Source organism: Mesorhizobium sp. M0029, from assembly GCF_040323735.1.
Taxonomy (GTDB): Bacteria; Pseudomonadota; Alphaproteobacteria; order Rhizobiales; family Rhizobiaceae; genus Mesorhizobium.
The window spans coordinates 489770-514017 of sequence record NZ_JAMYVF010000002.1 but is presented as its reverse complement, the minus strand read 5'-3'; the positions used below and the strand labels follow the sequence as shown (position 1 = coordinate 514017).

General features: G+C 64.2%; 22 protein-coding genes. 14 read left to right on the top strand and 8 right to left on the bottom strand.

Annotated elements, in window-relative coordinates:
• Nucleotides 1-108: 108 nt before the first annotated feature.
• On the top strand, nucleotides 109-1566 hold the full coding sequence (locus NKJ76_RS05775; RefSeq protein ID WP_023670445.1) for an NAD-dependent succinate-semialdehyde dehydrogenase: 1458 nt from the start codon (nucleotides 109-111) through the stop codon (nucleotides 1564-1566).
• Between the two features lie 193 nt (nucleotides 1567-1759).
• Nucleotides 1760-2785 (top strand): aldose epimerase family protein, encoded by a 1026-nt coding sequence (locus tag NKJ76_RS05770; RefSeq protein WP_352536998.1) that lies wholly within the window; start codon nucleotides 1760-1762, stop codon nucleotides 2783-2785.
• A gap of 9 nt (nucleotides 2786-2794) precedes the next feature.
• On the opposite strand, the gene NKJ76_RS05765 is transcribed toward NKJ76_RS05770, so the two are convergent.
• Complete coding sequence (locus tag NKJ76_RS05765) at nucleotides 2795-3715, bottom strand: sugar kinase (RefSeq protein WP_023735256.1); 921 nt, start codon at nucleotides 3713-3715, stop codon at nucleotides 2795-2797.
• A gap of 154 nt (nucleotides 3716-3869) precedes the next feature.
• Between NKJ76_RS05765 and NKJ76_RS05760 the strand changes: the two genes are divergently transcribed.
• A complete protein-coding gene (locus NKJ76_RS05760) occupies nucleotides 3870-4313 on the top strand; it encodes a FixH family protein (protein ID WP_023735257.1) in 444 nt (147 codons plus the stop codon).
• Nucleotides 4314-4317: 4 nt separating this feature from the next.
• A complete protein-coding gene (locus NKJ76_RS05755; RefSeq protein WP_027050313.1) occupies nucleotides 4318-5517 on the top strand; it encodes a cytochrome-c peroxidase in 1200 nt (399 codons plus the stop codon).
• A gap of 1 nt (nucleotide 5518) precedes the next feature.
• Here the strand turns inward: NKJ76_RS05755 and NKJ76_RS05750 are convergent, their stop codons facing one another.
• Complete coding sequence (locus NKJ76_RS05750) at nucleotides 5519-5971, bottom strand: Lrp/AsnC family transcriptional regulator (RefSeq protein ID WP_023688158.1); 453 nt, start codon at nucleotides 5969-5971, stop codon at nucleotides 5519-5521.
• Between the two features lie 163 nt (nucleotides 5972-6134).
• Between NKJ76_RS05750 and putA the strand changes: the two genes are divergently transcribed.
• Both putA and NKJ76_RS05740 read left to right on the top strand, forming a co-directional pair.
• Entirely contained in the window at nucleotides 6135-9743 is a 3609-nt protein-coding gene (putA, locus tag NKJ76_RS05745; RefSeq protein WP_023735259.1) for a bifunctional proline dehydrogenase/L-glutamate gamma-semialdehyde dehydrogenase PutA, read from the top strand.
• Nucleotides 9744-9830: 87 nt separating this feature from the next.
• Nucleotides 9831-10895, top strand: a complete 1065-nt coding sequence (locus tag NKJ76_RS05740) for a glycosyltransferase (protein WP_023673855.1) — start codon at nucleotides 9831-9833, stop codon at nucleotides 10893-10895.
• Nucleotides 10896-10940: 45 nt separating this feature from the next.
• Here NKJ76_RS05740 and hmuQ read toward each other — a convergent pair whose 3' ends face one another.
• The 4 genes from hmuQ to NKJ76_RS05720 are packed head-to-tail and all read right to left on the bottom strand — an operon-like array spanning nucleotide 10941 to nucleotide 14968.
• Nucleotides 10941-11255, bottom strand: coding sequence for a heme-degrading protein HmuQ (gene hmuQ, locus NKJ76_RS05735; RefSeq protein ID WP_023673856.1), 315 nt, complete (start codon nucleotides 11253-11255; stop codon nucleotides 10941-10943).
• Between the two features lie 50 nt (nucleotides 11256-11305).
• Nucleotides 11306-12397, bottom strand: a complete 1092-nt coding sequence (locus tag NKJ76_RS05730) for an energy transducer TonB family protein (protein WP_352536965.1) — start codon at nucleotides 12395-12397, stop codon at nucleotides 11306-11308.
• 1 nt (nucleotide 12398) lies between these two features.
• Complete coding sequence (locus NKJ76_RS05725) at nucleotides 12399-12833, bottom strand: hypothetical protein (protein WP_023714381.1); 435 nt, start codon at nucleotides 12831-12833, stop codon at nucleotides 12399-12401.
• A 5-nt stretch (nucleotides 12834-12838) separates the two neighbouring features.
• Complete coding sequence (locus NKJ76_RS05720; RefSeq protein WP_352536964.1) at nucleotides 12839-14968, bottom strand: TonB-dependent hemoglobin/transferrin/lactoferrin family receptor; 2130 nt, start codon at nucleotides 14966-14968, stop codon at nucleotides 12839-12841.
• Nucleotides 14969-15241: 273 nt separating this feature from the next.
• Between NKJ76_RS05720 and hemP the strand changes: the two genes are divergently transcribed.
• The 5 genes from hemP to NKJ76_RS05695 are packed head-to-tail and all read left to right on the top strand — an operon-like array spanning nucleotide 15242 to nucleotide 19329.
• The gene (hemP, locus tag NKJ76_RS05715) at nucleotides 15242-15448 is read left to right on the top strand and encodes a hemin uptake protein HemP (protein ID WP_023673860.1); all 207 of its coding nucleotides are present in this window, start codon (nucleotides 15242-15244) and stop codon (nucleotides 15446-15448) included.
• A gap of 36 nt (nucleotides 15449-15484) precedes the next feature.
• Nucleotides 15485-16543: a hemin-degrading factor gene (locus tag NKJ76_RS05710; RefSeq protein ID WP_352536963.1), complete on the top strand. Its 1059-nt coding sequence runs from the start codon at nucleotides 15485-15487 to the stop codon at nucleotides 16541-16543.
• 10 nt (nucleotides 16544-16553) lie between these two features.
• Nucleotides 16554-17435: a heme/hemin ABC transporter substrate-binding protein gene (locus NKJ76_RS05705; protein ID WP_352536962.1), complete on the top strand. Its 882-nt coding sequence runs from the start codon at nucleotides 16554-16556 to the stop codon at nucleotides 17433-17435.
• Nucleotides 17436-17439: 4 nt separating this feature from the next.
• Nucleotides 17440-18534 carry a FecCD family ABC transporter permease gene (locus NKJ76_RS05700; protein WP_352536961.1) on the top strand — a complete coding sequence of 365 codons (1095 nt, stop codon included), beginning with the start codon at nucleotides 17440-17442 and terminating at the stop codon, nucleotides 18532-18534.
• A 6-nt stretch (nucleotides 18535-18540) separates the two neighbouring features.
• On the top strand, nucleotides 18541-19329 hold the full coding sequence (locus NKJ76_RS05695; RefSeq protein ID WP_352445950.1) for a heme ABC transporter ATP-binding protein: 789 nt from the start codon (nucleotides 18541-18543) through the stop codon (nucleotides 19327-19329).
• Nucleotides 19330-19437: 108 nt separating this feature from the next.
• Here NKJ76_RS05695 and rirA read toward each other — a convergent pair whose 3' ends face one another.
• On the bottom strand, nucleotides 19438-19899 hold the full coding sequence (gene rirA / locus NKJ76_RS05690; protein WP_023672640.1) for an iron-responsive transcriptional regulator RirA: 462 nt from the start codon (nucleotides 19897-19899) through the stop codon (nucleotides 19438-19440).
• Nucleotides 19900-20194: 295 nt separating this feature from the next.
• Between rirA and NKJ76_RS05685 the strand changes: the two genes are divergently transcribed.
• The 3 genes from NKJ76_RS05685 to NKJ76_RS05675 all read left to right on the top strand — a co-directional run bounded on the left by NKJ76_RS05685 (nucleotide 20195) and on the right by NKJ76_RS05675 (nucleotide 22678).
• Complete coding sequence (locus NKJ76_RS05685; RefSeq protein ID WP_352536960.1) at nucleotides 20195-21490, top strand: DUF445 domain-containing protein; 1296 nt, start codon at nucleotides 20195-20197, stop codon at nucleotides 21488-21490.
• Between the two features lie 107 nt (nucleotides 21491-21597).
• Nucleotides 21598-22020, top strand: coding sequence for a phasin family protein (locus tag NKJ76_RS05680; protein WP_352536959.1), 423 nt, complete (start codon nucleotides 21598-21600; stop codon nucleotides 22018-22020).
• Nucleotides 22021-22180: 160 nt separating this feature from the next.
• Nucleotides 22181-22678 (top strand): MaoC family dehydratase, encoded by a 498-nt coding sequence (locus NKJ76_RS05675; RefSeq protein ID WP_023681725.1) that lies wholly within the window; start codon nucleotides 22181-22183, stop codon nucleotides 22676-22678.
• A gap of 15 nt (nucleotides 22679-22693) precedes the next feature.
• On the opposite strand, the gene NKJ76_RS05670 is transcribed toward NKJ76_RS05675, so the two are convergent.
• Nucleotides 22694-24163, bottom strand: a complete 1470-nt coding sequence (locus NKJ76_RS05670) for an MFS transporter (protein WP_352536958.1) — start codon at nucleotides 24161-24163, stop codon at nucleotides 22694-22696.
• Nucleotides 24164-24248: the final 85 nt, after the last annotated feature.

Here is a 24248-nt window from a genome sequence, read left to right as displayed (position 1 = left end):
CTAGGTAAAGAGCAGTGGCTTCAGCTTGTCGGCTCCGCCGCCATTGTGCACGCTCGTTCAAGAGATCCAGGAAACCGGCCCGTCAGTGCGCCGAACGGAGGCTAGACCATGCTGCAGAAAACCAGCCATTTCATGCGCCAGGCCAATCTCATCAACGGCGAATGGGTGCAGGCCGACAGCGGCCAGACGGTCGACGTCAACAACCCGGCCACCGGTCTCAAGATCGGCACCGTGCCGAAGTCGGGCAAGGCGGAAACCCGCCGCGCCATCGAAGCCGCAAGCGAAGCCTTCAAGACCTGGCGCAAGACGACCGCGCTCGAGCGCTCGAAGCTGTTGCGCAAGCTGCATGACGCGATGATGGACAATCAGGATGTGCTGGCCGAACTGCTCACCATCGAGCAGGGCAAGTCGCTCGCCGAATCCAAGGGCGAGATCGGTTCGGCCGCCGCCTATATCATGTGGTTTGCCGAGGAAGGCCGCCGCACCTATGGCGATGTCGTGCCATCGCCATGGGGCGATCGCCGCATCCTGGTGACCAAGGAGCCGGTCGGCGTCATTGCCGCCATCACGCCGTGGAATTTCCCCTCCTCGATGCTTGCCCGCAAGCTTGGCCCCGCGCTTGCCGCCGGCTGCACCGCCGTGGTCAAGCCGGCCTCGCAGACGCCGTATTCCGGCCTTGCATGGGGCGCGCTCGCCGAGGAAGTCGGCTTCCCCAAGGGCGTCATCAACATCCTGACGGGTGCTGCCGGCGAAATCGGCGACGAGATCTGCGCCAATCCGCTGGTGTCGAAGATCACCTTCACCGGCTCGACCGAGATCGGCAAGCTGCTGATTCAGAAGTCGTCCGTCACCGTCAAGAAGGTCTCGATGGAACTCGGCGGCAATGCGCCGTTCCTGGTCTTCGACGATGCCGACCTCGATCGCGCCGTCGCCGGCGCCATCACCGCCAAATACCGCAATTCAGGCCAGACCTGCGTGTGCACCAACCGCTTCCTGGTGCAGGCCGGCATCTACGACAAGTTTGTCGAGAAGCTGGCCGCTGCCAGCAATGCGCTGAAGGTTGGCTCGGGCCTGGAAGAGGGCGTGCAGCAGGGACCGCTGATCGACGTGAAGGCGGTCGAGAAGGTCGAGGAATTCATCGCCGACGCCACGTCGAAGGGCGGCAAGGTCGTTGCCGGCGGCAAGCGCCACGCGCTTGGCGGCTCATTCTTCCAGCCGACCGTCATCGCCGATGCGAAGCCCGACATGCGCTTCATGAAGGAAGAGATTTTTGGCCCGATCGCCCCGGTGTTCAAGTTCGAGACCGAGGAGGAAGCCATTGCGCTCGCCAACGACACCGAGTTCGGCCTGGCCGCCTATTTCTACACCGGCGACCTCGGCCGCGCCTTCCGGGTCATGGAAGGCCTGAAATACGGCATGGTCGGCGTCAATGAAGGCCTGATCACCACGCCGGAAGCGCCGTTCGGCGGCGTCAAGGAATCGGGCCTCGGCAAGGAAGGCGGACATCAGGGCATCGAGGATTATCTCGACACCAAATATGTCTGCATCGGGGGTCTCGGCCTCTAAATCATTCACGGGCAGGGCAGGCCGCGCGCCTGCCCTTGCCAGACGACATTCAGCCGGACTGGAGCGGTTCAGCGTTTCACGGAATCGCCGAACCGCTCCAGTTCTTTGTTTTTTGCAATTCCGGACGGAAAACCGTTTCACACTTTTCCTGGAATTGCTCTAAGTCGATAGATCGACGAATTAGCATTTGGACATAGCGATGAAGGACGGCGAAGTCTTCGGCACGACGCAGGCAGGCGAATCCGTTCGCCGTTTCACCATCCGGGGCGGCGGCATCAGCGCCAACATCATCGGGCTCGGCGCAATCATCCAGGATCTGCGGCTCGCCGGCCACGATGCGCCGCTGGTGCTGGGCTACGATCGCTTCGAGCCTTACGAGACTGACCGGGCCTTCTTCGGCGCGGTCGTCGGCCGCTATGCCAACCGCATCCGCGACGGCCGCTTCACCATTGCCGGCCAGCGCTACCAGACCGAGCGCAATTTCCTCGGCAAGCACACGCTGCATGGCGGCTCGGAGGGCTTCTTCCACCGGCCGTGGACGGTTTCGCTGCACGGCCGGGATTTTGTCACGCTGACCCTGCACGATCCCGAGGGCGCGATGGGCTTTCCCGGCGCGCTCGACGTCACCTGCACCTACCGGCTGAAGATTCCCGGCACGCTCTCGATGGAACTGACCGCCACTTGCGAGGAGCCGACGCTGTGCAATCTGGCGCAGCATTCCTATTTCAATCTCGACGATGGCGGCGCCGGCGACATTCTCGACCACCGGCTGATGCTGAACGCCGGCGCCTATACGCCTGTCGATGGCGAGATGATCCCGACCGGCGTCGTCAAACCTGTCGACGGCACGCCCTTCGACTTCCGCCAGGCGCGGCCGCTGCGGATGGAAACGGAAGGCGAGCAGCTTCCCTACGACGTCAATTTCTGCCTGGCGTCAGCCCGGGGCCCGCTTCACCAGGTGGCGTGGGCGCAAGGCGCCAATTCCGGCGTCGAGATGGAAGTCTGGACCACCGAGCCGGGCCTGCAGCTTTACACCGGCCAGTATGTCGCGCCGACCTCGGGCGGCCTGGACGGACGGCGCTACAAGGCGTTTTCCGGCTTTTGCCTGGAAGCGCAGACCTGGCCCGACGCGCCGAACCGGCCCTATTTCCCGCAGGCCACGCTGTGGCCGGGCCAGATCTATCATCAGGTGACGGAATATCGTTTCAGGCTTCCCTAAGGTCTTAGACTAGCCCTCGAAAGCGGTTCTTAGAACCTCGAACGGCGCCAGCGCGCCTCGCACCTGCACGACAGCGGCGGCGACGCGATGCGCGCGCTGCACGGCATCCGCCGGGGCATGGCCGGCAAGCCGGGCGGCGAGATAGCCGCCATTGAAGGAATCGCCGGCGCCGGTGGTGTCGACCGGGGTGGCGACATGCTGGGCCGGAACCGGCTGCAGGGCTCCGCCAGTGGCGATCAGCGCGGGCTTCTCGCCATTCTTGACGACGACTTCGCCGACGAGTTTTCCGAACCGTTCGGCGGTCGCTTGCGGTGCCGAGTCGCCAAACAGCATCTGCTCGTCGGGAAAGGTCGGCAGCGCGATGTCGGCGACGGCAAGCGCGTCGAGTATCGCGGCTTGCGCCTCCTCGCGGCTCTGCCACAGGCGCGGCCGGTAGTTGGGGTCGAAGGCGACGAGCGAACCGGCGGCCCGCGCCTTGGCCACTTCTGCCAGCAACGTCTTGCGCGCGGCGGCATCCAGAATTGCCAAAGTGATTCCGGAAAAATACACAAGCGCCTGGTTTTCAAGGCTTTTTGCCAAGGCGGCCGGGTCCGAGGCAAGCCGCCTGGCCGCCGCGTCGCTGCGCCAATAGGTGAAGGCGCGTTCGGCGCCGGTCAAGGTGATGGCGTAGAGGCCGGGCCGCGCGCCTGGGATGACCGGGCTGGCGCCGATGCCGATGCCGTTTTCGGCGAAGAACGAAATCTGGCCCTGCGAGAAGGGATCGTCGCCGAAGGCCGAGACATAGGTCGCCGGCCGCTTGCCGCTCAGCGCATGCAGCGCCCACAGCGTGTTGAACGTGTCGCCGGCAAAGCCCATGCGCCAGTTCGGCCCGGCCTGGCCGGACAGTTCGAGCATGCATTCACCGATCGAAGCGACGCCGTCTGCTGCCATGTATCTGTCTCCGGATCAGTTCGCTGCTGTAGCTTTTTGCGGCCGGCAGCGCCATGCTTGGCGGCGGCGGTTTTTTGCGCCAGAAGCGTTTTCCCACAGAAGCGGCGGGACGCGAATTGCTTCCCGAGACGTTATGCCCAGAAGAGGAACCGGTTTGGCATCGATATGGCGTTATCTTCTTGCGGGCGTTGGTCTGGCCGCCTTGCTGGCTGGCATATTGGCGATCGTCTATCTGACCGCGCCGCAGTCGGCGCCGGGCCCCGATGTTTCGCGCTCGAAGAAGACGGCGAACGGCTTGTTTGTCGCCAGCATTCAGCCGGAACGCGGCGTTATCCGGCAAGGCGAACTGCAATCCTGGTTGCTGACCCTGAAGACGGTCAACGGCGATTCCGTGGAAGGTGCGGCGATCTCGGTGTCCGGCGGCATGCCGCAGCACAATCACGGCTTGCCGACCAGTCCGCAGGCGACCGACTATCTTGGCGAGGGGCGCTACCGGATCGAGGGGCTGAAATTCACCATGAGCGGCGTGTGGCAGTTGCGCTTCGCCATTTCGGCGGCGGCCGGTTCCGACACGGTCGTCTTCAATGTGGTGCTGTGAGCGGATGAACCGCCTGTTGCGCCTTCTGGCCTTGGCTGCGGTTTTGCTCGTTGCCGGCTGCGGCAAGCCGGACTTTTCCGATGCCGAGAAGAAGACCATCGCTTCGCTGGCGCTGAACACCTTGCCGGCGCTCAAACCAGACACCACCAACCGCTTCGCCGACGTGCCGGCCGCCGCCGCCTTGGGCTCCACTCTGTTCTTCGACCAGGGGATGAGCCGTGACGGGAACGTATCCTGCTCGACCTGCCACAAGATCGACCGGCAGTTCCAGGATGACCTGCCGCAATCCGTCGGCGTCGGCCGAACCAACAGGCGCTCGATGCCGCTGGCCGGCATTGCCCGCAATCCGTGGTTCTTCTGGGATGGACGGCGCGACAGCCTGTGGGCGCAGGCGCTGACGCCGCTGGAAAACCCGCTTGAGCAGGCGGGGAACCGCGCCGCCTTCGCCCATTACATCCAGAAGCGCTTTGGTGCGCGCTACGAGCGCATCTTCGGGCCACTGCCGGATCTTTCCGCCGTGCCGGCCAACGCCAGCCCGCTCGGCAACGAGGCCGAGCAGGCGGCATGGAAGGCAATGACCGCGGCGGAAATGGACGACGTCAACCGCGTCTTTTCCAACATCGGCAAGGCGATCGCCGCCTTCGAACGGTCGGTCGAACCGGCACAGACGCGCTTTGACCGCTTTGCCATCGATCTTGCGTCAGGCGCCAAGCCGAAAGCCGACGATGCCTTTTCGCCGGAGGAGATGCTCGGGCTGAAACTGTTCATCGGCAAGGCCAATTGCGTCACCTGCCATAACGGCCCGCGCTTCACCGACAACGCTTTCCACAACACCGGCGTGCCGCCGGTCAGGGATTTGCCATTGGATCGCGGCCGTTTCGATGCGGTGGCCCAGGTTCAGGCCGACCCATTCAACTGCTTCGGCGCCTTCCGCGATGGCGACGCCGGCGCCTGCGGCGAGCTGCGCTTCATCGTCAAGGCAGCACCCGAACTGATGCGCGCCTACAAGACGCCGTCGCTGCGGGGCGCGGCGACACGGCCGCCCTATATGCATGCCGGACAGTTCTCCACGCTGGAGGAGGTGGTGGCGCACTATGCGAAGGCGGAGGCGAGCGTCGAGGGCACCTCCGAGGTCCACCCGCTGCAACTGTCGGACCGCGAACGCGCGGCGCTGGTGGCGTTTTTGAAGACGCTGTCGGAGTGAGTCAGCGATCCTTCACCGTCTCCATGGCCACGAAGGTTGAAGTCTGCGCAACATGCGGCAATGCCGAGATGCGCTCGCCGAGGACACGGCGATAGGCGGCGATGTCCGTGGTGCGGACCTTCAGAAGATAATCGAAGCTCGACGCCATCATGTGGCACTGCTCGATCTCCGGCACGGCCTGCACCGCGCGATTGAAAGCATCGAGCGCGGCCGAGCGTGTGTCCGACAGTTTGACCTGGACGAAGGCGACATGACCTTCGCCCATGCGCTCGCGATCGATGATCGCCTGATAGCCCCTGATATAGCCGTCCTTCTCCAGGCGCTTCACCCGCGCCTGCACCGGCGTCTTCGACAGGCCGACCTTGCCGGCCAGTTCCGACATGGACAGCCGCCCGTCGCGCGCCAGCGCCGACAGGATGTTTCTGTCGATGCGGTCCAATTGGTCTCCTGTCACGGATATCACAGTCCATCTGACAACAATTTAGCCGCATGATAGACCGCTCGGCCTGGCATGTCGATTTCTTTGGACCGGCCGAAAATGCGGCTCTGTGCTAGCTTGCGCCATTCGGTCCGGCGACCGCCGGCCCGCTCCCAGATGCTTGCTCCGCAGGACCGCCATGCCGCTCGACACCATCCGCCAGCAGATCCGCGCCAACTACCTGCCCGACGAAGACGCGGCTGTGAAGCGCCTGGCTGCCGCGACAGAACTTTCGGCCGATGACCGCAAAGCCGTCTCGGCCCGTGCCGCGGATCTGGTGCGCGCGGTGCGCGGCTCGTCCGACCCGCGGCTGATGGAGGTTTTTCTCTCCGCCTACGGCCTCTCCACCAAGGAAGGAGTGGCGCTCATGTGCCTGGCCGAGGCACTGCTGCGCGTGCCTGACACCGAGACTATGGACGACCTGATCGCCGACAAGATCGCACCGCATGACTGGTCGGCGCATTCGGGCGGTTCGAGCTCGATCTTCGTCAACGCCTCGACCTGGGCGCTGATGCTGACCGGCCGTGTGCTCGACGAGGGCGAGGGCGGCATTGAAGGCACGCTGCGCTCGATGGTTCGCCGGCTGGGCGAACCGGTGATCCGCAAGGCGGTCGCCGCCGCCATGCGCGAAATGGGCGAGCAGTTCGTGCTCGGCCGCACCATTGCGGAAGCCGTCAAGCGCGGCAAGTCGATGATCCAGAAAGGTTATCTCTATTCCTTCGACATGCTGGGCGAGGCGGCCCGCACCGAGGCCGACGCGCTGCGCTACCTCAAGGCCTATGCCGATGCGATCTCCTCGCTCGATTCAGGCTCCAACGGTCCCGATATCCGCCAGAACCACGGCATCTCGGTCAAACTGTCGGCGCTGCATCCGCGCTACGAAGAGGCACAGAAGGAAAAGATGCTGCCGGTGATGGCGGAGCGGCTGCTGTCGCTGGCGCTGGCCGCACGCCATTCGCGCATGGGCCTCAACATCGACGCCGAGGAGGCCGACCGGCTCGACCTGTCGCTCGATGTGATCGAGCGTGTGTTGTCCGAGCCGGAGCTTGCCGGCTGGAATGGCTTTGGCGTCGTCGTCCAGGCCTACGGCCCGCGCGCGGCCTTCACCATCGACTGGCTCTATGCGCTGGCGAAAAAGTACGACCGCAACATCATGGTGCGGCTGGTCAAGGGCGCCTATTGGGACACCGAGATCAAGCGGGCACAGACGCTCGGGCTTTCCGGCTACCCTGTCTTCACCCGCAAGGCCAACACCGATGTTTCCTACATGGCCTGCGCCAGGAAGTTGCTGTCGATGACCGACCGCATCTATCCGCAATTCGCCACGCACAACGCCCATACAGTCGCTGCCGTCCTGTCGATGGCTGACAACCGTGACGCTTTCGAATTCCAGCGCCTGCACGGCATGGGCGAGGCGCTGCATGAGACGGTGCGCCAGGCCGAAGGCACGCGCTGCCGCATCTATGCGCCGGTCGGCGCGCACTCCGACCTCTTGGCCTATCTGGTTCGCCGCCTGCTGGAGAATGGCGCCAACTCCTCCTTCGTCCATCAGCTCACCGACGAGGACGTCGAGCCGGAGGATATTGCGCGCGATCCGCTCGAGACGGTCGAGAGCCAGGGCCCCGCCGCCAATCCGGCAATCGCTCGTCCTGCGACGATCTTCGGCGCTGGTCGGCGCAACTCGAAGGGGTTCGACATCACCGATCCGGTGACGCTGGCGGCGATCGACAAGGCCAAGGCGGCCTTTGCCGGGCCCGAGCGCTGGCATGCCAAGCCGATCACGCGCGCCGCCGGCTACGGCAAGCAGCGCCCGGTGGTCAATCCGGCAAAGCCTGCCGAGATCGTCGGCACGGTCGCCGAAGCCGCTGCCAAGCAGGTCGCGACCGCGGTGCGCTTTGCTGTGGAAGCGCAGCCGGCCTGGGCGAAGCGTCCCGTCGCCGAGCGCGCCGCCATCCTCAACCGCGCCGCCGACCTCTATGAGGCCAATGCGGTCGAGTTTTTCGCGCTGGCTACAAGGGAAGCCGGCAAGTCGCTGGCCGACGGCGTGGCTGAAGTGCGCGAAGCCGTCGACTTCCTGCGTTACTACGCTGCCGAAGCGGCCAACAACGAAGCGGGCACCGAGGCGCGCGGCGCGATCGTGTGCATTTCGCCGTGGAATTTCCCGCTCGCCATCTTCACCGGCCAGATCGCGGCAGCGCTCGTCACCGGCAATTCGGTCATCGCCAAGCCAGCCGAACAGACGCCGCTGATCGCCTTCCGCGCCGTCGAGCTGCTGCGCGAGGCCGGCGTGCCGGAAGATGTGATCCAGCTTCTGCCGGGCGACGGCCCGTCGGTCGGCGGACCGCTGACCGCGGATCCGCGCATTGCCGGCGTCTGCTTCACCGGCTCGACCGAGGTTGCAAAGCTGATCGAGAAGCAACTGGCCGAGACAGCTGCGCCCGACGCCATGCTGATCGCCGAGACCGGCGGTCTCAATGCCATGATTGTCGATTCCACAGCACTGCCCGAACAGGCGGTGCGCGACATCCTGGCGTCCGCCTTCCAGAGTGCGGGCCAGCGCTGCTCGGCGCTGCGCGTGCTTTACGTGCAGAAGGATGTCGAGAAGAAGATGCTGGAGATGCTGAAGGGCGCCATGGAAGCGCTCACCATCGGCGATCCCTGGCAGATTTCGACCGATGTTGGGCCGGTCATCGATGACGAGGCGCAGAACTCGATCCGCGAGTATTGCACCAAAATGGGGCTGCAGGGCCGGCTGATCGCCAAGCTCGAAGCACCCAAAGATGGCCGCTTCGTTGCGCCGCATGTGTTCCGGGTCAAAGGCATCGAGGAGATGGAGCGCGAAGTGTTCGGTCCGGTGCTGCATGTCGCCAGCTTCGACGCCGACGGGATCGACGCCGTCATCGCCGCCATCAACCGCAAAGGCTATGGCCTGACCTTCGGCCTGCACACCCGCATCGAAGGCCGCGTCCAGCATTTCGTCGACGGCATCCATGCCGGCAACATCTATGTCAACCGCAACCAGATCGGCGCCGTCGTCGGCTCGCAGCCCTTTGGCGGCGAGGGGCTTTCGGGCACCGGGCCGAAGGCCGGCGGGCCGCATTATCTCCGGCGGTTCCGCAAGGGGCCGGAGGCGGGCACGGAGATTGCCGAGGGCCACAAGGTGACGGCGACCGAACTGGCCGACAATCTGCCCGATCCGACGCTTGGCGGCTGGTCGACGCGGCCGGACCGCATCGCCATCTTGAGAAAGCATCTGCGCGGCAAGGGCGCTGCAGCGATCGGCGCTGCAGCCGCCATCGATTTCGGCCAGGTCGACCTGCCCGGACCGACCGGCGAGGCCAACACGCTGTCGCTGTCGCCGCGTGGCCGGGTGCTGTGCCTCGGTCCGGACGCCGACACGCTGCTTGCCCAGACGATCCAGGCGCTGGCCGCCGGCAATGCGGTGCTGGCCGTGGCGCCGAGCGCGCCGGCGGCACTGTCGGCGCTGACCGGCAAGGGGTTGCCGCTGGCGGCCATAGACGGTCGGCCAGACCCAGTCGAAGCGCGTTCGCTGCGCGTCCATGTCGTCGCCTTCTCGGGCAGGCCCGAGGCGGCGCGGATCGTGCGCAAGGTCATTGCCGACCGCAGCGGGCCGATCGTGCCGCTGGTCAGCGAGGTGCTCAACCCGGCGGCCTATGCGCATGAACGCGCTGTCTGCGTCGACACCACGGCCGCCGGCGGCAATGCCAGCCTGCTCGCGGCGGCCTAGGGGGCTTTTCGCGGCTCGCTTGCCTGCGTCGGGTTGCAAGGGTATGCGCAAGGGATAGAGAGCAACTCGAGCGGGGCAGCCGAACAGATGGAAGACACGTCCCGACCGTTTGAGCTGCCGCGCGTGGCGGTGGTCATCACCTGCTTCAATTATCGGCCGTACGTCGAACAGGCGATCCGCTCGGTGCTTGCGCAGACCTACCGGAATTGGGAATGCGTCATCGTCGACGATGCCTCGACGGACGGCTCGGCCGACCATGTCCGACAGCTTCTAAGGGATATAGACGACCCGCGCCTGCGCCTGTTGGCGCGCACGGAGAATGGCGGCCAGACCGCGGGATTCCGCGACGGCTTTGCCGCAACCGACGCGCCCTTCGTCGCGTTTCTCGACGCCGATGACGTGTGGCTGCCGGATTTTCTCCTCGCGCATCTGTCCGCCCACCTCAACACGACGCATTCGGCCGCACTGTCGAGTTCCGATGTGTTCCTTGTCGATGGCGACGGCACCTTGCTGGGCGGTACCTTCCTTGCCTTGCGCAAACCGCGGTCCGGAGCGGATCGCAGTGGCGTCGCCATCGCGCCCGGTGGCCGGCTTGCCGGCATGGCGCCCGGGATCGCCTACGCATCGGAGCATCCGGTAACCTATTTCGCACCTGCGGTGACGGGCTGGCTGTGGTCGCAATGCTCGGCGATCATGTACCGGCGTGGCGCGCTGGAACCGGTATTGTCCTTCCCGTTCAAGGCCAAGGTCGGGACGGATTATCTGACGGCGACACTCGCGCACCAGGCCGGCGGCAGCCTCATCCTGTCAGAAGGTCTCGGGCTCTATCGCCTGCATGGCTCCAACCTGTCCACCGGAACTGCCTTTGCCGGCGGCAATGTGCGGCAAACGCCTGCATACAGGAGCTACAGGAGCGTGTTGGCGGCGGATGCCGCAGACTATTTGCTGGCGAATTCTGCCTGGCTCAGCGATCTCAACGGGCGCAATTTCATAGCTGCATTCCTGACGCAGCATGTGCGCCAATTCCCGGAGCTGGCCGGTGATCCGCGGTTGGCGCGCTACCTGACACGCGGACAGCCCTGGCGGCGGCTGCGCCTGCACATTGCCCAGTGGCTTCAGCGACTGGGCGGCCGGAATTCAACCGGAACATGACGGCATCTGCCCGTCGTCAGATCTCGTCGACGGGTGAAATCTCAATCAGGCGCCTTCGACGACCGAAAAGCCTTCGAACTGCGGATGGCCGAGATAGTGCACCTTCGACGTGCCGGTGTTGCGGTGGGCGGCGCGAAAATTCTCGGATTTGGTCCAGGCGACGAAATCCTCATGGCTTGCCCACACCGTGTGCGAGGCAAATAGCGTGTAACCCTCGGGCTCGTTGACCGGGCCGCGCAGCAAGTGGAATTCCCTGAAGCCTTTCATCTCCGAGAGGCTCGAATCGCGGTTCTTCCAGACATCCTCGAAAGCGGTCTCCGAGCCGTTCTGGACCTTGAAGCGGTTCATGGCGATGTACATTGGGCTTCCTCTTGAATTGATGGACGATTTGGCGAAGGTCTGCGAGCTGGTTAAAACGGACCGATCCGCGCCCTGAACACCCAACTTGATAATCCGGTCTCGGGTGGAATGGGCGGGAACGGGGCTTGCTGGCGCACCAGTTTCAAAGCGAATTGGTCTAGTTCGGCAGACCCTGAACTTTCGACAAGCTGCAAGTCGCTGACGCTGCCGTCAGCCATGACGACGAAATAGACCCTGGCATTGTTGCGAGCCTTGGCTTGAATTTCCTTCGAAACGCGCCGGTTAGCGCGGGCAAGCTTGTTCTGAACTTCAACGCTGTAGCCGGATTCCATCGAATTGCCCGCCGCGCTCTGTTTTCCGCCTTTGCTGGCAACCGCCGTTGCCTCGCGCTCCTCGCCATCTGCCGTGCCGCCAGTCTCTCCCGATATTGGTGCGCCCGATATTGATGTACTTGGCCTCGGGCTTGGGACTGGTGGCCTCGCGGCAGGCAATTCAACGGCAGGCTCATTGGCGGGAGACGCCTCCGAACTCTGCGTTTGAACCGGTGACGGTGCAGGCGTCTCAGCCTCTGGGGCGACACTTTGATCATCCGGGATGGCGGCCGTTGGTGCATCGGGAGCGACGGTTGCCTGCTTGGCAGATTCCGGCGCAGATTTGGGCGCCGCCGGCTCCTCTACGGCTTGAGGCGCCTCGGTTTGCGGCGTGGGTTGGACGGGCTTGGCCGGCTGCGGATCGGTTACCAGGGTAACATCCACCGCGTCGGGTACCGGGTTTTGCAAAGCGGTGCCGAGGACGTCTGCGCCTGATCGATCGGCGCCTTCGGCCTGTATTGCCTTCCCGGTATCGAATGTCCCGGCGGGTGCGACCATGAACGCCGCTGCGGCAGCGGCATGGAGTAGGCAGGACGCGACGATCGCCACAGTCCATTTGCGGTCCGCGGCCGCCGGCTGTGCGAGCTTGGCCGGCGTAATCGCCAGTTCGCTGCCGGCGTCGGGAAGGGGGGTGATGTCCTGCATGGTTCGCGGCGAGACCTGCCGCGAGCGCGGCGGAATTGTCAAATCAAGATCGGTTGCCGGCCATGACGGCGGAGCTGCGACGGGTCGTGTCGCATTGTCGTGCAGGAAGGCGGGATGCAGGCCCACCTCAAACGCCGAATGCGATACCGGTCTTGGTCTGCGTCTTCAGGCCGCGCATGCAGGCGCCCGGTTCGACGCCGGCGCATTCGGTGGCGCTGTTGATCAGCACGCGGCTGAGTTTGGTGCAGTCGGTGCCGGCGAGGTCGAAGCGGGTCACCTTGGTCTTGCCGGCCGGCAGGTCCTTGAAGTCGAGCACGCTCAGGCGGTCGACAATGCCGGCCTCGTTGAACAGCGCGATTTCGAATGCCGCCTTGGAAAGATCGGCGCCGAGCGCATTGTTGACGACGAAGGTCAGGCGGCAACCCTTTTCGGAGGGCTGCGCGGCATTGAGCTCGAGGCTGAGTTGCGGAGCCGGCGCGGACTGAGCCCACGCCGGCATCAAGCCAAGCGACATCGCCAGCGTCGAGGTCAGGAGCCGAAGCGATGCCGTCAAACTTGTCATGGGTGTCAGCCTCCAAAGCGCATGGTTGCGGCCAGCTTCAGCGTGATGCCGGGTTCATAGATGACGGCGGTGGTGCCGCCGTTCAGCGGGTTGGAGTATTTGACGTCGAACAAATTGTCGGCGCGGAAGTCCACCTTCAGATTGTCGGTGGCCTGGTAGCTGGCGAAGGCGTTGACCAGAGTATAATCCTTGGCTACGGGGTTGCCCTTCGGCTTGCCGTTGTACTGCACCTCGCCGCCGACGGTCAGCTTGTCCTGAAGGAAGCGGAAGCCGAGCTGCCCGGTGACCTGCGAGGACGGGATGGTGGCAAGGTCGGCGCGCTCACCTTCATCGGAGATGGTGTGGCCGTTGGTGATCGAGGCGGAGAGCCCGGCATAACCCCAGGCGGCATCGTAGACGCTTTCCAGTTCGAAGCCGTTTATCTTGGCCTGGGCGACGTTCTGGTACTGGAAGCAGATCGGAATGCCGGGGCCGAACGGGCAGCCGCTGGTCGGGTCGAATGCCGACAGCGTGACGCCTTCGATGTAGTCGTCGACATCGTTGTGGAAGTAGGCGGCCTTGAGCCGGAACGCGTCGCCGGCCTCGATAAGGTCGTCCAGCTTGTAGTTGACGCCGAACTCGGTGGTCTTGCCGGTTTCAGGCCGCAGGTTTGGGTTGGGCAGGAACGGGAAGGTGACGCCTGCCGGATGGTTGCCGCTGATCAGCGTTTCGGTCAGCGACGGCGAGCGGTAGCCTTCCGCGTAGGTGCCATAGAACTGCAGGCCCGCCAGGCTGGCGCTTTCGAAGGGCGTGACACCAACGGTGATGCGCGGCGACAGCCTGTCGCCTGAGGTTTCGTTGTCCGAATCCTTCAGGCTGTAATTGTCGTAACGCAGACCGGTGATGACTTCGAGCCAGTCCCAGCTCAGCCTGTCCTGGATATAGGCGCCCGAAACGTTGCGCTTGCCCGACGGCGTATAAAAACTGTCGCCGCCCGACGTGCCGCCGGTCTCGACATCGTCGCCGACCCAGTCGCCGCCATAAGTCAGCTCATGCGAGATGCCGGCGGTCTCGAAGCGCGACGTGTTCCAGATGTCGATGCCGGTCGTGCCGACATCGAAGGTCGACGTTGAGCCTGCCGGAAGCACGACGGGAAGACCGGTTACCGGATCGAAGCGGTTTTGCGAAACAAGCGTGGTGAGGTCGAGATTGGTCTTGTTGTAGGAGGCGTTGATGTGGAGATCGAGCCAGCTCCTGGCGTCGTCAGTGATGTTGTAGCGGGCGGTGAAGGTGTTCGACTTCAGGTCGACGTCGTTGGCCGGCACGCCGCCGCTGGTTTCCGTCCAGCCGTCGCTCGAGCCGACCCAGCCGAGCTTCAATTCGCTGTTCTCGCTCGGGCGGATTGTGGTCTTGAGCAGGCCGCTCAGCAGGTCGAAGCCGGTGCCGTCGACGGTGTCGCCGCTGCCATTCTTGTAGTCGCCGTAGTCGCGGTAGACGATGTTGCCCAGCACATCCAAATCGTCGTTGAATTTGTAGGCGCCGCTGGCACTGGCGGTCCAGCCCTTGCCGTTGCTTTCATAGCGCCCGGTGACGGAGCCGGCCCAGGTTTCGCCCGGTCTGAGGAAATCCACCGCATCCTTGGTGTCGAAGAAGACGACGCCGCCAATGGCGCCGGAGCCGTAGGTGTTGGCGGTCGGTCCGCGAATGACGTCAACGGATTTGATGAGCTCGGGATCGACATAGAAGGTCGACTGCGTGCCGTGGTCTGAGCGCTGGAAATTCTGCCTGGCACCGTCGATGATGACGGCGACGCGACCGAAATCCTGCAGGCCGCGGATGTTGATGCTGGAGCTGACGCGTCGCGCATCGGCCTGCACGGCGACACCAGGCACACCGAGCAGCATTTCGTTCGGCGTCGTCGCCATGCGGCGGTCGAGCTGTTCCTGGTCGACATGGCTGGCTGAGGCCAGCGATTCGATTGCCGTCTTGCCGGTGCGGCTGATGACGAGGATCTTGTCCAGCAGGGTCGCGCCGGCGGGCGCCGGCTTGGTGTCCTCGGTTTTCCTGGTCTGGTCGGCCTGGTCAGCGGCCGGCTGAGCGCTGGCCGGCGATGTCAGCAGCGCGATCGTCGCTGCCCCCGCAAGCAAGGCTGCCATTGCCTTTGCCATAGGCCGATGCACCGGATCGGCGTTCGCCAGACCCAGTCGTCCACAATTTCCCAAGCCCATGCCCCAACTCCAAAATTCCAGGTTCGATGCTGGCTGGCTTGGTGCTCGCTGGCATTTTTCATTCTGTCCGGCGTCTTAAATGTTGACTCAGTTGGTCCGGTATTGCACTGACTAATAAACATGATTATTCGAGTCAAGAAATGAATCGGCATTTTTGCAACGCCTAGCCAGTTGCCCGGCACAGGAAAGGGATCGAAAGAGATGAACACCCACAATCCCAACGACTTTCGTTACCGCGTCCGCCGTTCCGAGGAGACGCCGACCCGCTTCGACCGGGTGCCGCTGGCGGTGCGGACGCTGTCCTCCAACACGCTGTTCCAAGGCGAGCACGAGATCGGCATCGAGCACCATGGCGCGCTCTATCGGCTGAAGATCACCCGCCAGGGCAAGCTCATCCTCAACAAGTGACGAAACGACCAAACACGGCAGACAGGTAAGCAGGACATGGACCAGCGCGCAAAACCCGCCCCGCATGAAATCCGGCGGGCGCGGGCAGACAATCCGAAAGCGCGCGAGCGCGATCTTGCCGCCGAGCTCGGTATTTCCGAGGCCGAGCTGGTGGCCGCGCATTGCGGCGACGGCGTCGTGCGCGTCGAGCCCTGGGTCAACGATCTTCTGACCGGCCTCGACGCCGTCGGCGAAGTGATGGCGCTGACCCGCAACGAAAGCGCGGTGCACGAGAAGATCGGCGTCTACGACAAGGTTGTCACAGGCACGCACAACGCCATGGTGCTGGGCGAAAACATCGACCTGCGCATTTTTCCCAAAGTCTGGGCGCATGGCTTTGCCGTGGAAAAGCGCGACGGCGGCGACATCCGCCGCAGCCTGCAATTCTTCGACGCGGCCGGCGATGCGGTGCACAAGGTGCATCTGCGGCCGGCTTCCAATCTCTATGCCTACCAGAAGCTCGTGGCCGCACTCGAATCGCCGAACCAGGAGGCGACCGTGTCTATCGCAGGCCTGGCCGACGACGACGCGGAGACGTCGGGCATTGCCGCAGACATCGATGATCTGCGCGACCGCTGGAGCCGGCTGACCGACGTGCATCAGTTCTTTGGCATGTTGAAAACGCTGAAGCTCACCCGCCGCCAGGCCGTGCGCATGGTCGGCCAGGACTATGCCTGGCTGCTCGACAATGACGCCATCGGCGCCATGTTCCACCATGCCGCCGCCGACGGCATGCCGATCATGTGTTTTGTCGGAAACCGAGGCTGCATCCAGATCCATTCCGGTCCCGTCAAGTCGATCAGGCCGATGGGGCCGTGGATCAACGTGATGGACGAGACGTTCCACCTGCATCTGCGCACCGACCACATCCAGGAGGTGTGGGCGGTGCGCAAACCGACCAAGGACGGTCATGTCACCTCGCTCGAAGCCTATGGCGCCGACGGCAAGATGATCATCCAGTTCTTCGGCGAGCGCCATGAAGGCGAGGGCGAGCGCGACGACTGGCGGTTTATCGCCGAAAATCTGCCGCGCATTCCAAGCCCGACCGCAGCCTGAGGAAACGACGATGATTTCACTGTTCAGGATGCTTGCCGCGGCCATGGGCCTGTCGCTGTTTATTGCCGCCCCAGTGCCGGCCAGCGAGAACGTGGCCGTGTTTGCCGACACGTCGCGGATCGTGGCGATCGGCGGTTCGATCACCGAGATCGTCTACGCGCTTGGCGAGGAAGGTCATCTCGTCGCCCGCGATTCGACCAGCCGCTACCCCGCCGCCGCGGTCGCGCTGCCCGACGTCGGCTATATGCGCCAGCTGTCGCCGGAAGGCGTGTTGTCGGTCAATCCTTTGGGCATTCTGGCGCTGCATGGCAGTGGGCCGAAGGAAGCGGTCGATGTGCTGAAAAAGTCGAGCGTCCCGTTCATCGACGTGCCCGAGCACTACAGCCATGACGGCATCCTGGAAAAGATCCGCATCGTCGGCAAGGCGCTCGGCGTCGATGCCAAGGCCGAGAAACTTGTGGCCGAGACCGACGCCAAGCTGAAGGCGGCCGAGAAGCAGACGGCGTCGATCAAGCAGCGCAAGCGCATCCTGTTCGTGCTGTCGATCCAGGGCGGCAAGATCCTGGCCGCCGGCACCGACACCGCCGGCGACGGCATCATCAAGCTCGCCGGTGCGGTCAACGCCGTCGAAGGTTTTTCCGGCTACAAGCAGATGTCCGACGAGGCCATCGTAACCGCCAGGCCGGACGTGATCCTGGCGATGAAAAATGCCGGCCCGCCGATTGCGGAGGCCGAGCTTTTCGCCATCCCGTCGATCACCTCGACGCCGGCCGGTGAAGGCCGCAAATTGACCCTGATGGATGGCAGCTATCTCCTCGGCTTCGGGCCGCGCACGGCCGATGCCATCCACGATCTGGCCGCCTCGCTCTATGGCAGCCAACTCACGGACTGAGCCGATGGTGGATCAGTCGATCGCCGGCGCGGCGGGCAAGGTGGCGGAGGGCGATCGTTCCGGGCGCGCTCGCCTGGTTATTGTGCTCCTGTGTGTGGCGCTTGCCCTTTCGATGTTCCTGTCGCTGAGGTCGGGCGCTTCCGATGCATCGGCCGTTGGTGTCATTCGTGACTGGCTGACCGGCGCCATGCCGGACGACGCCGCGCTTGGTGCCCGCGACCGGTTGATCGTCTACGATATCCGCATGCCGCGCGTACTGCTCGGTGTGCTCATCGGGGCGGCACTGGCCGTATCGGGTGCGGTCATGCAAGGCCTGTTTCGCAACCCGCTCGCCGATCCCGGCCTGATCGGCGTTTCCGCCGGGTCGAGCCTCGGCGCCGTCGCCGTCATCGTGCTCGGCACGACGTGGCTGGCGCCGCTCACTTTGGCGCTCGGCGGCATGGCCTTGCCGCTCGCCGCTTTCTGCGGCGGCCTTGCGGTCACGCTGGTGCTCTACCGCGTCGCCACACGGCAGGGGCGCACATCGGTCGCCACCATGCTGCTTGCCGGCATTGCGCTCGCAGCCCTTGCCATCGCGCTGACCGGTATCCTGATTTTCATGGCCGACGACCGGCAGTTGCGCGATCTGACCTTCTGGCAACTGGGCTCGCTGGGCGGCGCGACCTGGCCGAAGATCGCTTCCGTCGGTCCGATCATCATCCTGGCGCTTGCGGCAATGCCGTTCCTGGCCAAAGGCCTCAACGCCCTGGCGCTCGGCGAGGCGACGGCCGGACATCTCGGCATCCCGGTACAGCGGCTGAAATACACCGCGATCGTCGGCGTCTCGGCAGCGGTAGGCGCCTCTGTCGCAGTCAGCGGAGGCATCGGTTTTGTCGGCATCGTCGTGCCGCATCTGCTGCGGCTGCTGATCGGTCCGGACAATCGCTATCTCTTGCCGGCTTCGGCGCTGCTCGGCGCCTCGATGCTGCTGATTGCCGACACAGTTGCCCGCGTCATCGTGGCGCCGGCCGAATTGCCAATCGGCATCGTCACGGCGATCGCCGGCGCGCCGTTCTTCCTCTGGATCCTGCTGCGCAAGCGCGGCGTAATCGACTTGTGAGGCGGCATGATCGAAGCACGCGATGTCTCGGTGGCGATGGGCGGCAAACGCATCGTCGCTAATGTCGATTTTGTCGCACGGCCGGGCGAGATCGCCGCCATCGTCGGACCGAACGGCTCGGGCAAGACGACTTTCTTGAAGGCGTTGTCGGGCGATCTGGCGTTTACGGGGACAGTGGCCGTCAACGGGCGCGACCTCTCCGCGATGAGGCCGGTGGAGGCCGCGACCGTGCGTGCCGTGCTGCCGCAGGCGACGACCCTGTCCTTTCCCTTCACCGTGCACGAAGTGGTCAGGCTCGGCCTTATCGGCGGCCGTTCCGGCGTTCTGCCGGGCGAAGATGATCGTCTGCCCGAGCGGGCGCTGGCGCGGGTCGACCTCGACGGCTTTGCCGGCCGGTTCTATCAGGAGCTTTCGGGCGGCGAACAACAGCGTGTGCAGCTGGCGCGCGTGCTGTGCCAGGTCTGGGCCCCGGTGCTGGACGGCAAGCCGCGCTATCTCTATCTCGACGAGCCGGTCTCCAGCCTCGATATCAAGCACCAGCTGATCATCATGAACATCGCCCGCGATTTCGCCCGGCGCGGCGGCGGTGTGATCGCCATCCTGCACGACCTCAATCTGACGGCCATGTATGCCGACCGGATTTTCGTGATGCATCGCGGCCGGCTCGCCGCCGACGGTTCACCGCAGGAGGTGCTGAGCGACGATCTGATCGAAAAGGTGTTCGATTGTCGGCTAAGGGTCGGTGTGTTGCCGGCGGCGAACATGCCGTTTGTCTTGCCGCAGTCAGCCGCCTAAAGCGCGTCGCGTTTGAACGGACTCAGGCGACGCGCTTTAGGTCTTTGTCTTTATGCATGTCGTTGTCTCAAAACCGGGGCCACTTTTGAGCGACATGCACTAGAAAACTCAGGCGGCCGGTGCTCGCTGGACCAGCATGTCGATGCCGAGCAAATGACGCACATTCGGGCGCGCCGCCACCATATCGGCGATGGTGTAGCGGGAGAGTACGGCAAAGAAGGCGTTGAGCGCCTCGCGCAGCGCCGAATTCAGCTGGCAGCTGTCGACCAGCGGGCATTCGGCGGCATCGTTCTCGAAGCATTCGGCCATGGCAAAGCTCTCTTCGGTCACCCGTACGACGTCGAACAGGCTGATCTGCTCGGCGGGGCGGCCGATCCTCACGCCGCCATTCCTGCCGCGCACTGTCTCGACCAGGCCATGCTCGACCAGCGGCTGCAGGATCTTGAACAGGAAAAGCTCCGACACCGAATAGGCGGCCGCAATCTCGGGGATGCGGCTCAGGCGATCGTTGTTGGCGGCGCAATACATCAGGATGCGCATGGCGTAGTTGGTCTGGCGCGTCAGCCGCATTTCATTCCTCACCCGAGTGCTGGCGCGCTGGAACTGCACCAGATTTTAGATTGTGCTGGTGCGGCTTTCTCACCCGGAGTTTCGGATTCGCTCACACTGGCCTGATCGGAATATGGCCTATACCTTGGAACAATTCCAGACTGGGATTGCATGATAGATGAACATTCTTGTCAACTTTACGTGCGAAACCGGCAATTCCCGGACGAAATCGGCCCATCCGATCATGCTACGGGCCCAAACACCCCCTAAATAGCCCATGCCAGATAGCCAAGAGATCGATGAGGAGCGGCGTATCATGTCCCAATCGGCTTCGTCCCTGGCGCCTGGCGGTTTTGATGGCGAGACGGGCGCCAAGCTTTTCGCGTTGCGGCGGACAAAGTTCCTCGCCACGGCTGCGCTGGTGCTTTGCGTCGTGGTTTTTGCCGTGGCCAAATCGTCCGAGGCCAAGTATCCGTGGCTGGGCTTCGTGGCGGCCTTCGCCGAGGCGGCGACAATTGGCGGCCTGGCCGACTGGTACGCGGTGGTGGCGCTGTTCAAGCGGCCGCTGGGCCTGCCGATCCCGCACACCGCCATCATCCCAGCGAACCAGAACCGCATCGCCGATAATCTGGGCCGCTTCATCGAGGTCAATTTTCTGGCGCCCGGGCCGGTGCGGGAAAAGCTGGCCGAGGTCGATTTTGCTGCACTCGTCGCCGACTGGCTGACTGACGCCGAACGCTCTGCCGGCCTGTCACGCTTCGTCGTACGGCTGGTCCCGCAGACGCTTGCGGCGATCGAGCAATCCGGCCTGCGCGGCTTCGTCACCAGCCGCATGCTGGAGCAGATCGACAAGGTGCCGCTGGCGCCGCTCGCGGCCGAATTGCTGTCGGCACTGACCGACGACCGCCGCCACCAGAAACTCTTCGACGAATTCACCAGGGTGATCGGCCGGTTCCTGAACGATGAAGAGGCGCTGGCGACCATGCGCGAGAAAATCCGCGAGGAATTGCCGTCGCTGTTCAACCTGTTCAGAGCCGACGCCTATCTGCTGAAGAAGATCGTCGCTTCCGCCGGTTCGCTGCTTGACGAGGTGCGGGCCGACCCCGACCATCCGATGCGCGCCGAATTCGACCGTTTCGCGCACAGCTTCATCGAGCGGCTCAGAACCTCGAAGCAATACGCCAAACGGGCCGAGAAGCTGAAGCGCGATTTCCTGGCGCGGCCGGAAGTGAAGTCGCTCGCCGGCGACATGTGGCAGAGCCTCAGCGTGTTCATCGAACAGGACGCCAAGGCGGAGAATTCGATTGTTCGCGCGCATCTCGCCAACATGTTCGTCGAGGTCGGCCGCCATCTCTCAGGCGATCCGCAGATCAGGGCCGACATGAACCAAGGCTTTGTCGTGGCGCTGTCGTCATTCGTCGAGAGCCAGAAGAGCGGTGTGTCGACGTTCATCTCCGACCAGGTCAAGCGCTGGGACCTTGCCCAGCTGACGAGGCTGATCGAGATGAACATCGGCAGGGACCTGCAATATATCCGCTTCAATGGCATGATTATTGGCGGCCTGGCCGGTCTCGTGCTCTACACGGCGGAGAGGCTGTTTCTCGCTGGCTGATGCTGCATTTGCCGCTGAATTGCTTGGGCGTCCGAATGGACACACGGCGCGCGAGTGCTATTGTCCAGAACAGGGTTCAGCATTTGCGACACTGGGGAGCACGAGCAATGGCCAAACAACCCGACTCCGATTCGTTCCTTGACATGTTCAGCCGGTTCGGCCGTGACCTGAAGGTGCCGAATGTCGAGGCGATCCTCGCGCATCATCGCAAGAACCTCGAGGCCCTGGAAAGATCGGCGCGGGCGGGAGCTGCCGGCGCGACCTCATTGTTGTCCAGACGGCGCGAGATGCTGCAGGACACGCTGCGTGAAGTCAGCGACATGGCGCAGAGCTACAAGGCGCCGGGCAATCCCCAGGAACTGATGACAAAACAGGCGGAGTTCGCCAGGAAATCCTTCGAAGCCGCCCTGAAAAATGCCGGCGAAGTGGCCGAGCTGGTCAAGAAATCCGGCACCGAATCGGTCGAAATCCTGCGCAGCCGCATCAAGGAAGCGATGGAGGAAATCCGCTCGGGCTATGACAAGAAGTGACTCTCAACGTAACCATGAGAGGAGTGGGCCGGTTGCGGCGCATGAGCATGGACGAGGGACGCTGTTTGGCGGAAAATGGCGGAACGGAATCGCAACGGGCGAATTGACAGGAGCCGTCCGTTCGTGGTCCGAGGCACTGGGAGCCACCGGGAAAGCAGGAATGACGGAACTACGGCCGAAAACGCCGCCGACCTTCGAGCAGTTAAGGGCGATGGCCGGGCAGGAGCTCGGCGTGTCGGAATGGACGACCGTCGACCAGAACCGCATCAACCAGTTTGCCGAATGCACAGGCGACCATCAGTGGATCCACGTCGATCCGGAGCGGGCGAAGCGGCAGAGCCCATTTCGCACCACGATCGCGCATGGCTATCTGACGCTGTCGATCATCGGCGCGCTGGCGCTGGGCATGGGCATCGTACCCGAAAACACGCAAGCCGCCTTCAATTACGGCTTCGACAAGGTGCGGTTCCTGGCGCCCGTCAGGGTCGGCGCACGCATCCGGCTGCGCACGACGCTGTTGTCGGTGGAGGACAAGGGGCCGGGCCAGTATCTGATGAAGGCCGCCAATACGGTCGAGATCGAGGGCGAACAGAGGCCGGCGCTGACCGCCGAAACGCTGGTCATGCTTTATGAGCGGCGCAAGCGGGCGGGAGCGTAAGCTCCCTATCTTCGGTCATGATGGCTGTTGCCGCACCGACAGCCTGCCGCCGGCGCGGGTCGAGAGCAGTGCCAGCAACAGCGCAGCCACCGCCAGGACCGTTGCCGTCTGAAAGGTAACCTGCATGCCGCGCGCGGCTGCCGCTGAGGTCAGCATGTCCTGGCTTTGCCGTTCTCCCGTCGAGGCAGCCGCAAAAATGGCGCCCATAAGCGATGCGCCGGTGATCAGGCCGAGATTGCGCGACAGATTGAGCAGGCCGGACACCACGCCGCGCTCGCCGGCAGCGACACCGCTCACGACGGCGGCATTGTTGGATGTCTGGAACAGGGCGTACCCGAAGCAGGTGACGGCGATCGGCACGATATAGCTGACAATGCCGAGTTTCGTTGCGGCGAGCGACAAAAGCAAGGTGCCGTTGACCAGGCCGAATAGTCCGGCGATCATCATCCTGTTGGCACCGAAGCGATCGGTGAGGCGGCCGGCGATAAGCGCCGAGAGCGCGGAGACCAGCGGACCTGTCGACAGGACCACGCCGACCATCGCAGCATTGAGTCCCAGCCCTCGCGACAAATAGAACGGAGCGACCACCAGGGTCGCCATCATCACGGTGGCGACAACGAGGTTCGCGGCGAGGCTGGCGCTGAGCCGGATGTCGTACAACCGGGCAAGCCGGATCAAGGGATTCTTCGCCCTCTTCTGCGCGACGCCGAACAGAACGACGCCGATGCCGGCGGCAACCAGCAGGCCGGTGTTGAGGGCGCCGAAATGGCCGTGGCCGAGCGTCATGGCCAGTGCATAGGCGGCGAGCGTCAGGCCTAGCAAGACCGTCCCGATCGCGTGGAACCCGCCTTGAACGCCCGCAGCCTTGCCGCGGGCAGGCAGGGCCAGCCAGGCGAGGGCAAAGGTCAGGAGGCCGAGCGGCACATTGACGAGGAAGATCGCCCGCCAGCCAAAGCCGGCGATCAGCAAGCCGCCGAGCGAGGGTCCGAGCGTCGTGCCGATCGCCGACATGGCGCCGAGCAGGCCCATGGCGCTGCCGGTTCTCTCCCTGGTCACGGTCTCCGCGACAAAGGCCAGCGTCAACGCCATCATCAGCGCGGCACCCAGTCCTTGTACGGCGCGCGCCGCGATCAGCAGCCAGAGCGTCGGCGCCAGGCCGCAGAGCACCGAGGCCAGTGTGAACAGCGCGATGCCGCCGAGCAGCAACGGCCGGCGGCCGACCATATCGGCCAGCCGACCGGCGCTGACGATCAGGGCCGTGATGGCGAGCAGATAGGCGAGAACCACCCATTGCACGGACTGGAACGGCGCACCGAACGCCTGCATGAGGGAAGGCAGTCCGACGCTGGCAATGCTGGTTCCAAGCGACGACAGCAGCGTGGCGAGCGACAGGCTGGCCAATGCCAAGACAGGAGAGTGGGCCAGGCCTGCGGACCGGGTGTTCTGCGGCGCCGATGCGCACTCGTTCTGCTCAGCAATTGCCATGGCGATTTCCTCCTTGTCAGTCCCGCAACCGGACCTGTCGGAGATCTAGTCGTCACGATGGAATGGCGGAAGGCGCATCATTTGC

Coding starts and splice junctions, on each gene's coding strand:
- NKJ76_RS05775 (WP_023670445.1), top strand. CDS start 109: ATGCTGCAGAAAACCAGCCATTTCATGCGCCAGGCCAATCTCATCAAC.
- NKJ76_RS05765 (WP_023735256.1), bottom strand. CDS start 3,715: ATGGCAGCAGACGGCGTCGCTTCGATCGGTGAATGCATGCTCGAACTG.
- NKJ76_RS05755 (WP_027050313.1), top strand. CDS start 4,318: ATGAACCGCCTGTTGCGCCTTCTGGCCTTGGCTGCGGTTTTGCTCGTT.
- putA (WP_023735259.1), top strand. CDS start 6,135: ATGCCGCTCGACACCATCCGCCAGCAGATCCGCGCCAACTACCTGCCC.
- NKJ76_RS05740 (WP_023673855.1), top strand. CDS start 9,831: ATGGAAGACACGTCCCGACCGTTTGAGCTGCCGCGCGTGGCGGTGGTC.
- hmuQ (WP_023673856.1), bottom strand. CDS start 11,255: ATGTACATCGCCATGAACCGCTTCAAGGTCCAGAACGGCTCGGAGACC.
- NKJ76_RS05725 (WP_023714381.1), bottom strand. CDS start 12,833: ATGACAAGTTTGACGGCATCGCTTCGGCTCCTGACCTCGACGCTGGCG.
- NKJ76_RS05720 (WP_352536964.1), bottom strand. CDS start 14,968: ATGGCAGCCTTGCTTGCGGGGGCAGCGACGATCGCGCTGCTGACATCG.
- hemP (WP_023673860.1), top strand. CDS start 15,242: ATGAACACCCACAATCCCAACGACTTTCGTTACCGCGTCCGCCGTTCC.
- NKJ76_RS05710 (WP_352536963.1), top strand. CDS start 15,485: ATGGACCAGCGCGCAAAACCCGCCCCGCATGAAATCCGGCGGGCGCGG.
- NKJ76_RS05705 (WP_352536962.1), top strand. CDS start 16,554: ATGATTTCACTGTTCAGGATGCTTGCCGCGGCCATGGGCCTGTCGCTG.
- NKJ76_RS05700 (WP_352536961.1), top strand. CDS start 17,440: ATGGTGGATCAGTCGATCGCCGGCGCGGCGGGCAAGGTGGCGGAGGGC.
- NKJ76_RS05695 (WP_352445950.1), top strand. CDS start 18,541: ATGATCGAAGCACGCGATGTCTCGGTGGCGATGGGCGGCAAACGCATC.
- rirA (WP_023672640.1), bottom strand. CDS start 19,899: ATGCGGCTGACGCGCCAGACCAACTACGCCATGCGCATCCTGATGTAT.
- NKJ76_RS05685 (WP_352536960.1), top strand. CDS start 20,195: ATGTCCCAATCGGCTTCGTCCCTGGCGCCTGGCGGTTTTGATGGCGAG.
- NKJ76_RS05680 (WP_352536959.1), top strand. CDS start 21,598: ATGGCCAAACAACCCGACTCCGATTCGTTCCTTGACATGTTCAGCCGG.
- NKJ76_RS05675 (WP_023681725.1), top strand. CDS start 22,181: ATGACGGAACTACGGCCGAAAACGCCGCCGACCTTCGAGCAGTTAAGG.
- NKJ76_RS05670 (WP_352536958.1), bottom strand. CDS start 24,163: ATGGCAATTGCTGAGCAGAACGAGTGCGCATCGGCGCCGCAGAACACC.